General features: G+C 60.0%; 10 protein-coding genes. 6 read left to right on the top strand and 4 right to left on the bottom strand.

All coding sequences use genetic code 11. From position 1 onward, the window contains the following. Positions 1-274: 274 nt before the first annotated feature. Complete coding sequence (locus ACIGDJ_RS08890) at positions 275-1,312, bottom strand: patatin-like phospholipase family protein (protein WP_101155456.1); 1,038 nt, start codon at positions 1,310-1,312, stop codon at positions 275-277. A 215-nt stretch (positions 1,313-1,527) separates the two neighbouring features. Here ACIGDJ_RS08890 and ACIGDJ_RS08885 point away from each other — a divergent pair, with 215 nt between their 5' ends. The 3 genes from ACIGDJ_RS08885 (at position 1,528) to ACIGDJ_RS08875 (ending at position 3,613) form a co-directional block, all read left to right on the top strand. Then, positions 1,528-1,806, top strand: a complete 279-nt coding sequence (locus ACIGDJ_RS08885; protein WP_016770894.1) for a hypothetical protein — start codon at positions 1,528-1,530, stop codon at positions 1,804-1,806. 105 nt (positions 1,807-1,911) lie between these two features. Next, complete coding sequence (locus tag ACIGDJ_RS08880) at positions 1,912-2,670, top strand: CHAD domain-containing protein (protein ID WP_101155458.1); 759 nt, start codon at positions 1,912-1,914, stop codon at positions 2,668-2,670. 148 nt (positions 2,671-2,818) lie between these two features. Next, positions 2,819-3,613 (top strand): acyl-CoA thioesterase II, encoded by a 795-nt coding sequence (locus ACIGDJ_RS08875; protein ID WP_101155460.1) that lies wholly within the window; start codon positions 2,819-2,821, stop codon positions 3,611-3,613. A 1-nt stretch (position 3,614) separates the two neighbouring features. Here ACIGDJ_RS08875 and ACIGDJ_RS08870 read toward each other — a convergent pair whose 3' ends face one another. The 3 genes from ACIGDJ_RS08870 to ACIGDJ_RS08860 all read right to left on the bottom strand — a co-directional run bounded on the left by ACIGDJ_RS08870 (position 3,615) and on the right by ACIGDJ_RS08860 (position 6,655). Further along, positions 3,615-3,980: an Mpo1-like protein gene (locus ACIGDJ_RS08870; protein WP_042607903.1), complete on the bottom strand. Its 366-nt coding sequence runs from the start codon at positions 3,978-3,980 to the stop codon at positions 3,615-3,617. 203 nt (positions 3,981-4,183) lie between these two features. Continuing rightward, positions 4,184-5,665: a methyl-accepting chemotaxis protein gene (locus tag ACIGDJ_RS08865; protein ID WP_397479194.1), complete on the bottom strand. Its 1,482-nt coding sequence runs from the start codon at positions 5,663-5,665 to the stop codon at positions 4,184-4,186. A 183-nt stretch (positions 5,666-5,848) separates the two neighbouring features. Further along, positions 5,849-6,655 carry a TatD family hydrolase gene (locus ACIGDJ_RS08860; protein WP_397479193.1) on the bottom strand — a complete coding sequence of 269 codons (807 nt, stop codon included), beginning with the start codon at positions 6,653-6,655 and terminating at the stop codon, positions 5,849-5,851. 235 nt (positions 6,656-6,890) lie between these two features. Here ACIGDJ_RS08860 and ACIGDJ_RS08855 point away from each other — a divergent pair, with 235 nt between their 5' ends. The 3 genes from ACIGDJ_RS08855 to ACIGDJ_RS08845 all read left to right on the top strand — a co-directional run bounded on the left by ACIGDJ_RS08855 (position 6,891) and on the right by ACIGDJ_RS08845 (position 9,417). Further along, positions 6,891-8,312 (top strand): transglycosylase SLT domain-containing protein, encoded by a 1,422-nt coding sequence (locus ACIGDJ_RS08855; protein WP_101155466.1) that lies wholly within the window; start codon positions 6,891-6,893, stop codon positions 8,310-8,312. A gap of 113 nt (positions 8,313-8,425) precedes the next feature. Continuing rightward, entirely contained in the window at positions 8,426-8,860 is a 435-nt protein-coding gene (locus ACIGDJ_RS08850) for a DoxX family protein (RefSeq protein WP_397479192.1), read from the top strand. Positions 8,861-9,108: 248 nt separating this feature from the next. Next, a complete protein-coding gene (locus ACIGDJ_RS08845; RefSeq protein ID WP_101155468.1) occupies positions 9,109-9,417 on the top strand; it encodes a hypothetical protein in 309 nt (102 codons plus the stop codon). The last annotated feature ends 72 nt before the right edge of the window (positions 9,418-9,489 follow it).

Raw genomic sequence — 9,489 nt, 5'->3', positions numbered from 1 at the left:
GTGAACTGTGTATGACACAGATATCCTTCAACCCTGAAGATCTGTGGGGGCCAGCACAGTGAACTGTGTATGACACAGATATCCTTCAACCCTGAAGATCTGTGGGGGCCAGCACAGTGAACTGTGTATGACACAGATATCCTTCAACCCTGAAGATCTGTGGGGGCCAGCACAGTGAACTGTGTATGGCACAGATCCCATTCACACCCATACCCCGTGGGAGCGGGCTTGCTCGCGAAGAGGTCAGCAATCACTCTGAAAAATCCGGATCAGCTCAACCCTGCTCCTGCTCATACCGATCCAGCGTATCACTGGCAATCTCCCGCCCCAGCGCGATCAGTTCCGGCGCCTTGTAGAACTCGAAAAAACGGCACACCCGCTTCGGCACGTTGATCAGGATATCCGGCGGATACCCGGCGATCTTGTACTGCGCCAATGAGGTCTGCATCACCTCGAAACTCTGGTTGATCAGATCCAGCAGCGACGCCGGCCCGACGTTATCGATGATGAACGACCCGGTGGCGGATTTCGGCGCGCCTTCGCGCTCGGGCGCGGCCGCCGGTTGCTGGCTTTCCGGTTCGACGCCTTCGAGCCACGGATTGATCTCTGCCGCTTCGGCGCGCAGCGCTTCCTGCTCCAGTTTCAACAACTGCTCGGCCTGTTTGCGCCGGAATGGCAACTTCGAACCCAGCGAATTGATCAGGCTGTCAAAACGCGAGCGGAACGCCGGCGGACGTTCGATGACCGGCAATTTGTACTGACGCTGGTTGGTCGCATTAAGGTTGACCGCGATGATCAGGTCGCAATGGCTGGACACCACCGGAACGATCGGCAGCGGATTGAGAATGCCGCCGTCGACCAGCATGCGGTTGCCCTGCATCACCGGGGTAAAGAGGCTGGGAATCGCCGCCGAGGCGCGCATGGCCTGATGCAGGCACCCTTCCTGAAACCAGATCTCTTGCTGATTGGTCAGGTCGGCGGCGACGGCGGTGTAGGGAATGCGCAAGTCTTCGATGTTGATTTCGCCAACGATCTTGCGGATCTGTCCGAAGACTTTTTCACCGCGGATCGCACCGAGACGGAAGCTCACATCGACCAGGCGCAGCACGTCGAGGTAATCAAGGCTTTCGATCCAGCGCCGGTAGTCATCCAGTTTGCCGGCGGCATAGATCCCGCCGACCACTGCACCCATCGAACAGCCGGCGATGCAGGCGATTTCATAACCGCGTTTCTCAATTTCTTCAATGACGCCGATATGGGCATAACCCCGGGCGCCACCGGAGCCCAGCACCAGTGCGACACGCTTTTTCATCAAACTTCCTCCGGACAAGCCTGCACAATGCACGCATCGGCCAGGCGGCTCAATCGCCAAGGTCGTTGCGCGAAGCTGTGACGTCGTTTTTCACTCGCGCTTCAAGCTTGCGCGCTATGCTCTGCGCCACGCTGGTTTCGTTGGCGTGCGAGGCACTTTTTCGCCGCTTGACCGTCTTACCTGCACGACTGTTGACCTACCTTGAGGTGTGAGTGATGAAAGCCTGGATCTGTGTACCGTTGATGGCGTTGGTTCTGGCCGGTTGCGCCGGCAAAACCGCCTACCGCGACAGCTGCGGCAGCCAACTCGACGCGGCCTGGCACGAACTGGACCTGGCCAAGGCTGAAGGCTTCGCCGGCACCGTCAGCTATTCCAAAGCACTGTCGTTGCTGACCGCCGCCAAGACCCAGCAGCAATTTGAAGGCTTCGAAGGCTGCAGCAAGAAAGCCGAGAAAGCTCGCTTCTACATTCGCGAATCCCGCGCAGGAAGATAAAAAGCAGCTGCAAGTTTCAAGCGGCAGGCGGCAAGCTTTGAAGCAAACGCATTCAACTTGAAGCTTGTAGCTTGCAACTTGCAGCTGTCTACGGAGTAGATCCCCATGATCGATCGCTTGGTGGCTCATGTGTTGAGCCTGGATGTGCGGCTGCTGGCGTGTCAGGCGCGTTTGACTGCACGTACCGATCCCGAGGCGTTGCATGATTTGCGCACCACGGTGCGACGCTTGCGCAGTCTGTTGCGGCCGTTGCGCGGCTTGCCGGGTGTCGAGCAATTGGAGGCGGCGGCTTCGGCAGTGGGCGAGCTGACCACGCCGTGGCGTGATCGCGAAGTGCTGGCGGCGTATCTGCTCGAGCATGGTCAACCCGAGGCTGCGCAGCGGCGTCTGGCGCAAATGGCCGAGGCGTATCCGGCACTGGCGGCGAGTGCGCAAGTGGCGTCGTTGCTGATGATTCTCGACGCCTTTCCACGGTTTCTGCGCGCGTCCGAGCGTCAGGGGCTGCTCAAGAATCTGGATAAACGCATCGAAAAACGTCTGGGCAAACAATGGCAGAAACTCGATGCGGCGCTGCACGATCCCGCCCATGACCGCCATCGTCTGCGTTTGTTGATCAAGCGCGTACGCTATGGCATCGAAGCTTATCCCGAGCTGGATCGCCTGCCGAAACCGGCATACAAACGCCTGAAATCGGCGCAAGGCGCATTGGGCGACTGGCACGATTGCTGGCAATGGCTGGCGCGCGCCGAGCAGGAGGCCGACCTGCAACCGTGTGTGGCAACCTGGCAGGCCGGGCTGATCAAGGCAGAGCTGAAGGCCGATCAAGTGCTGGAAAAACTCAGCGCTACGTGTTTCAAATCCTGAAGCTTGCGCATCCCCTACAGGGATTCCCCAGATCCATCTGAAAAGTGCCAAGGCCTATCTGTCAGCCCATTTGACCGGAATAGACGCTGCGCCGCGGCTGCGGGCTGGGTAAGATCCGCGCATCCCTTTCTCGCTTTCCGAGGTTGCCATGCGCCTTTGCGATTTGCTCGATGCTGTCCGCCAACAACCTGAAGTGACCATCCCCGCCGAATGGGGTCAGGGGCGGGCCAGTTTTGGCGGGCTGGTGGCCGCGCTGCAATTTGAAGCCATGCGTGCCAGAGTGCCGACCGAGCGCCCGGTGCGTTCGCTGGCGATCACGTTTGTCGGCCCGGTCGAGCCGGGAGTGCCGGTGAGTTTCGAAGTCGACGTGTTGCGCGAAGGCAAAGCGGTCAGCCAGGTGTTGGGCCGTGCCATGCAAAATGGCCAAGTGGTGACGATCATTCAGGGCAGCTTCGGTGCCTCGCGGCCCTCGGAAGTCGCCGTCCAGGCCTATCCAGCGCCCACCATGAAACACTGGGACGAGTGCCAGGAGCTGCCGTACATCAAAGGCGTGACCCCGGAATTCATGCGCCATCTGGCCATGCGCTGGAGCGTCGGCGGCATTCCATTCTCCGGCACGGCATCGCGCTTGATGGGCGGTTGGGTGCGGTTGCGTGGGGATGTCAAAGAGGAGCCGGTCAACGAGGCGCATCTGCTGGCGCTGGTGGATGCCTGGCCGCCGGCGCTGTTGCCGTATCTGAAAAAGCCTGCACCGGGTAGCACGCTGACCTGGACCATTGAATTCGTGCAGCCGTTACACGACTTGAGCACGCTGGACTGGTGCCAATATCTGGCGGATATCGAATACGCGGCCGACGGTTACGGTCATGTCGCCGCCAAACTGTGGAGCGCGAAGGGAGAGTTGATTGCGATGAGTCGCCAGACTGTGACCATCTTTGCCTGAATCAATGCCGGCGATGGCGCTCACGCCAGGCGCGCCACCAGCCGCCGCTGAGAAAGAACCGCGGAAAGGTCAGGAATTGTTCGACCAGCAAACGTGAAACTGCATCCTGGCGATCACTGAACGGCTCGGAGGCTTGCGCCTCCAGGCTATGGCCGTGGCGCTGCAGCCCCAGCGCCGCGACAATCCCGATCACACCGATGGCGACGCTGGCCAGACTCAGGCTGAACACCCCCGACACGATCAGCAGAAACGCCACGATGAACAGCGGCACGGCAATCAGGTGCAGGACCAGATTGGTCGGGTGCTGATGATTGCCCGGGTAGGCGCGCCATTGCCACGCGGGAAGGTTGGGGTGACGTTTGCCCATGTTTACTACTCCTCGATCCATGTTGAACTGCATGGTTGAAGAATAGGCCCGGGCGCGGAGGGCGGCGAATCAAGGTTGGCTATTGGCATCATAGCCATGATGGACAAAAAAGATCGCAGCCTTCGGCAGCTCCTACATTTTGAAATGCGTTCTCCCTGTAGGCGCTGCCGAAGGCTGCGATCTTTTGATCTTGATTTTTGATCTTAAAGCTTCAACTGGCCTATCGCCTTGTTCAATTCCCCGGCCATCGTCGCCAGCTCATTGCTGGTCTTCGCCGAATCCACTGTCTGCTGAACGGTGTTCTCGGTCACGTCACGAATACTCACCACCGCCCGGTTCATCTCCTCGGCAACCTGACTCTGCTGTTCCGCCGCCACGGCAATCTGTGTGTTGCTTTCGCGCATCTGCGCCACCGCCCCGGTGATTTCCGCCAGCGCCGCGCCAGCCTCCTGGGCCTGCTGCACGCAGTCGTCGGCCTTGTACGAACTCTCCTGCATGAAATCCACCGCATCGCGGGTGCCGGCCTGCAACGCGGCGATCATGCCGGTGATCTCGTCAGTGGACGCCTGCACGCGCTTGGCGAGGTTGCGCACCTCATCGGCGACCACGGCAAAGCCGCGACCCATCTCCCCGGCGCGGGCCGCTTCGATCGCCGCATTGAGCGCGAGCAGATTGGTCTGTTCGGCGATGCTGTGAATCACGCTGACCACGCCGCTGATCTTCTGGCTGTCCTCGGCCAAGCGTTGAATCATTTCCGCCGTTTGCTGCACGCCGCTGGACAACCCGGCAATCGATTGCTGCACCCGCGCCACCACCTGCTGACCACTGCCGGCGAGGCCGTCGGCGGTTTTCGACAGATCGCGCGTGGCGCCCGCATGTTGAGCGATGTGATAAACGGTGGCGGTCATTTCGTTGATCGCGGTGGCAGCCTGATCGGTTTCGCTCTGCTGACCGAGCATGCCGTGACGCACATCGTTCATGCTTGAGGCCAGCCGCGCGGCACCGACATCCAGTTGCCTCGCGGTGTTGGCAACAGTGTTCACGACGCGTTGATAACCGGCCTGCATGGCATTGAAGGCATTGGCCATCTGCCCGACTTCATCTTTGCCCACCAGTGGTACGCGAGCTGACAGATCGCCGGTTTTTTCAACGTGCAGCATCACGTCTTTCAAGGTGTTGAGCTGGCTGAGCAGAAAGCGGATCAACAGTTGCGAAGCGCCGAGCATTGCCAGCATCAGAATCAAGACCGCCAGCGCATAGTTGGCGAAGCGTTCGCTGAATACTTGGCTCAGGCTCGGCGCATAGGCAATGACCGCCACTTGTTCGCCATCGGCACGGCTGAATACCTCGGCGCCGATCAACGGATTTTCGCCGAGCAGTGGCAGAGGATTGATGGTGTTCCAGCCGATGCTGCCGCTGATTTCCAGCAGCGGTTGATCGTTCAGACGCGGCGCTTCACCGGGCTTGAAGGTCAGCACCTGAGCGGACTTGGGCAACGGTTGCCCGGACGGCCAGGCCTTGAGCAACTGCGCCTGCGCCTGGGCGGATGCCTGCGCGGCGTGGCTGCGGGCCTGTTGTTCGAGGTGTACGGCGTACAAAACCAACAGCAGGGTGGTGACAAAGGCGACCGCGTTGACCGCCCAGAATTTGTATTTCAGCGAGATATTGCTAAGCCAGGCACCCATGGAGGTCTTCTCTGATAGCGGAAACAGTTTTGGCAAGGTGCCATTATTGTGCCGCTATTCAGAAAACCATTTTTTGATGCGGATCAACAGATCAAAGATCAACAGATCGCAGCCTTTGGCAGCTCTTGCATTGGCACGGCGTACATTCTGTAGGAGCTGCCGAAGGCTGCGATCTTTTGCGGTTTACACCAACATCGGAAGATTAAAAAACGCCCGGGCACACGCGGTGGTATGCGCGGCCAGCGCTTCCTCGGTCTCGCCGCGATGCAACGCCACCTCGCGCAGCACTTCGGTCAGGTACGCCGGCTCGTTACGGCCGTTTTTCGGCTTCGGCCGCAGCGTGCGCGGCAACAGATACGGCGCGTCGCTTTCCAGCATCAGCCGTCCCGGCTTGATCTCTTTCACCAGCGAATGCAGATGCGTGCCCCGGCGTTCGTCGCAGATCCACCCGGTTATACCGATGTGCAGATCCAGATCGAGGTAGCTGAACAAGGCTTTCTGCTCGCCAGTGAAGCAGTGCACCACTGCGGCCGGCAGTTGATCGCGGAAGTCCTTGAGGATCTCCAGCAGGCGCTGGCTGGCATCGCGCTCGTGCAGGAACACCGGCAATTGCAGCTCGACGGCCAGCGCCAGATGTTCTTCGAGGATCTTTTCCTGTTGCGGGCGTGGGGAGAAATCGCGGTTGAAATCCAGACCGCATTCACCTACCGCGACAACGTTGGATTCGTTCAACAGACTACGCAGGCGGCGCGCGCTGTCGGCGTTCCAGTCGCTGGCCGAATGGGGGTGAATACCGGCGGTGGCGAACAGCTGTTTGCCGCTTCCATCCAGTTGCCGGCACAGTTCCAGCGCCTGCTCGCTGCCCTCGACGCTGGTGCCGGTCAGCACCAGTTGGCAGACGCCGGCGGCGTAAGCGCGGTCGAGCACGGCCTGGTGTTTGTCAGCGAAACTGGGGTTGGTCAGGTTGACGCCGATATCGATGAGTTGCATGGTGCTACCTCGGGCCGAAGGCCGGAAAGCATATCAGAGCTGTAGATTTATAAGAAAAGCCAAGAACTACAACGAGTTAAGGCTGTCTGTTGAGGCCGCGAAAGACTCCGGGGTGGCGACAATGCCATCACTGTGCCAGTCTCTCGCACTTTACCAGCGCACAAAGCGCTCTGTTTTCGTCGGTGATGTCGTCTCTTTTGCGACGCAATCGCCCCGTATTCTTTTCGGAGAGTGGATGCATCGTCCCTCGGTTCTGCTGCTGTTGTGTGCTGCGTTGCTGCTGCCGATGACGGCGGTCGCGCGCCTGCCCGGGCCGCTGCAAGCCGTGCCGGCAAGCAAGGTCCGCGATCTCTCCGAAATTCGCAGCAGCCGCGTATTGCGGGTGCTGGTCAATCAGAGCCGTAACAGCTCCGGCGAGGTCCAGGGCCAGGCGATTGGTGTCGAATACCATCGCCTGCGCGCCTTCGAGCAATACCTTAACGGCCATGCCCGCGACGGCCAGGAAGTCACCCTCAAAATCATTCCCAAAGCCAAGGATCAACTGCTCGGCGCTTTACAGCGCGGCGAAGGCGATATGGTCGCGCCCGGTGAATTGCTCGATCTGCCCTCGGGCTATGCGGTCGCCAGCAGCGAACCGATTGCCAGCAACGTGCCGCTGGTGCTGGTCGGCATCAAGGGCCAGCGCCGCTATACCAAGGTTGAGCAACTGTCCGGCAAAACCCTGGCGCTGCCCACCGGCAGTGCGGCGGGGGAGGTGGTCAGCCAGCTCAACCAGAAACTGGCGTTGCACAAACTTGCGCCGATCAATATTGAATGGGTTGATCCGACGCTGGCCGTTGAGGACGTGCTGGAGATGGTCCAGGGCGGGATTTTCCACCTGACCATCGTCGAGCAACCGATTGCCGAGCGCTGGGGCAAGATCCTGCCGAAGCTGCGCCTTGATCGGCAATTGAGCCTGGGCGAGCCGGGCGAGGAGCATTGGTTCGTGCGCCGCGATGCGTCGATGTTGCGCGCGAGCATCGACCGCTTTCTTACCGGCTACAAGAAGCCGTCGGACGAAGACGCCGCGTTCCTGCGCATCTATCGCCGTCTCTATCAAGTGCACAATCCGCTGGCCAAAGGTGATCGCCAGCGACTGGAAAAACTTCGTCCGACCCTGCAAAAGCACGCCGACGCTCAGAACATGGACTGGCTCAACCTGGCGGCGCTGGCGTTCAAGGAGTCGCGCCTGCAGCCCAACGCCCGCAGTGGCAGCGGCCCGACCGGGCTGATGCAGATCACCCCGTCTGCCGCGCAACGGGTCGGCGTGAGCAATATCCAGAATCTCGATGCGAATGTTCAGGCCGGCGCCAAGTACCTGGCGATGATCCGCCGCAAGTTTTTCAGCAGCCCGAAACTCAACGAGCGTGAGCGCATGGCTTTCACCCTCGCCGCATATAACATCGGCCCCGAGCGCGTGCAGGGCATGCGCGCCGAAGCCCGACGCCGTGGCTTGAATCCCAATCAGTGGTTTTTCCAGGTTGAACGCATTGCCATGGAGCAGGTGGGAATGGGCGCCGTCAGCTATGTTAATAGCGTGAACAAGTATTACCTGGCATTCGATCGGGAGCGCGAGTCGCTCGAGCCCCGGCAGCAGAAAGTGGTCAGTCGGAAATAATCTAATAATCCGATTCTTATGGCGCATTTTTTGCGCTTTAAACATGAAATAAACTGATTAATATAGCGACCCACCCAAACACACAAACACTTCTGCACAACAAGGAATGCCCCATGAGTTCTCTGATCAACAAGATTCTGTTCACCCGCGCCGGTTACGGCCTGACTGTCCTGCGCATTGCTGTCGGCGTGATCTTCGCCGCCCACGGTTCGCAGAAACTCTTTGGTCTGTTCGGTGGCTACGGCCTGGCCGGCACTGCGCAATGGATGGAAAGCATCGGCCTGACCCCGGGTTATCTGATGGCCTCGCTGGCCGGCGGTACGGAATTCTTCGCCGGTCTGGCACTGATTATCGGCCTGCTGGTACGCCCGGCGGCACTCGGTCTGGCGTTCCTCTCGCTGGTGGCAATCTTCTCGGTGCACATCGGCAACGGTCTGTTCATGGCCAACAACGGTTATGAATTCGCCCTGGCGCTGCTGGCCGGTAGCATCGCGGTACTGATCGAAGGTGCCGGCAAGCTTTCGGCGGATCGCGCCATCGCCGGTTGAAGGCTCTGGCTCAAGGGAAAGGCCCGCATTGTGCGGGCCTTTTTTGTTGCGGGCGATTCTTGACACTGGTTGGTCACGTTCTCTAGGATGTTGCTCATGCGCCGATTTAAACAGCTACTTGCGGGGCGCCAGGTGACTTCTACAGTTACCGTCAGAAGCCGGAACAGGGCTTCGAAATACCGCTAAAGCGCTGGTTCGGTGTTGCCTCTCACCTGCCATGCAGACTTTTGAGGCAGAGACACGACACGATGAACGCACTACACCCTCCTGCACGTCCCGCGCCGATCACGGCTCACGTCACCCAGCGCAACCCGAAAATCCTTCTTGGCGGCAAACATCAGCCGACGCTCTTGCGTTATCTCGATGGCTGGCCGCGTCGCAGCGGCGGTCCTGCCGCGTTCCTGATTCAGTTCGTCGACGACGGCGAGTCGCTGGCGCGTTTCGCCACTGACAGTTTTGATCTGGCCGTGATTCAGGCGCCGAGCGCAGAAGATGCGCCGCAAATGATCAAGCAACTGATCCGCGTCGCGCGGCAGGGTCTGATCACTCGGCGCTGAGGCGACGGGGCAGAGTCAGCCCGCAATCGCCCGCCCCTTGCCAGTGGCCGCTGGTTGAAAATCTCTTATGGC

It is taken from the genome of Pseudomonas sp. NPDC079367 (assembly GCF_044542195.1).
In the GTDB taxonomy this organism is placed as follows: domain Bacteria; phylum Pseudomonadota; class Gammaproteobacteria; order Pseudomonadales; family Pseudomonadaceae; genus Aquipseudomonas.
This window is presented reverse-complemented; position numbering and strand designations above follow the sequence as displayed.

Excerpts from the sequence above, each read along its gene's own strand:
- ACIGDJ_RS08870 (WP_042607903.1), bottom strand. The coding sequence starts at position 3,980 with ATGGGCAAACGTCACCCCAACCTTCCCGCGTGGCAATGGCGCGCCTAC.
- ACIGDJ_RS08865 (WP_397479194.1), bottom strand. The coding sequence starts at position 5,665 with ATGGGTGCCTGGCTTAGCAATATCTCGCTGAAATACAAATTCTGGGCG.
- ACIGDJ_RS08890 (WP_101155456.1), bottom strand. The coding sequence starts at position 1,312 with ATGAAAAAGCGTGTCGCACTGGTGCTGGGCTCCGGTGGCGCCCGGGGT.
- ACIGDJ_RS08850 (WP_397479192.1), top strand. The coding sequence starts at position 8,426 with ATGAGTTCTCTGATCAACAAGATTCTGTTCACCCGCGCCGGTTACGGC.
- ACIGDJ_RS08880 (WP_101155458.1), top strand. The coding sequence starts at position 1,912 with ATGATCGATCGCTTGGTGGCTCATGTGTTGAGCCTGGATGTGCGGCTG.
- ACIGDJ_RS08855 (WP_101155466.1), top strand. The coding sequence starts at position 6,891 with ATGCATCGTCCCTCGGTTCTGCTGCTGTTGTGTGCTGCGTTGCTGCTG.
- ACIGDJ_RS08885 (WP_016770894.1), top strand. The coding sequence starts at position 1,528 with ATGAAAGCCTGGATCTGTGTACCGTTGATGGCGTTGGTTCTGGCCGGT.
- ACIGDJ_RS08845 (WP_101155468.1), top strand. The coding sequence starts at position 9,109 with ATGAACGCACTACACCCTCCTGCACGTCCCGCGCCGATCACGGCTCAC.
- ACIGDJ_RS08875 (WP_101155460.1), top strand. The coding sequence starts at position 2,819 with ATGCGCCTTTGCGATTTGCTCGATGCTGTCCGCCAACAACCTGAAGTG.
- ACIGDJ_RS08860 (WP_397479193.1), bottom strand. The coding sequence starts at position 6,655 with ATGCAACTCATCGATATCGGCGTCAACCTGACCAACCCCAGTTTCGCT.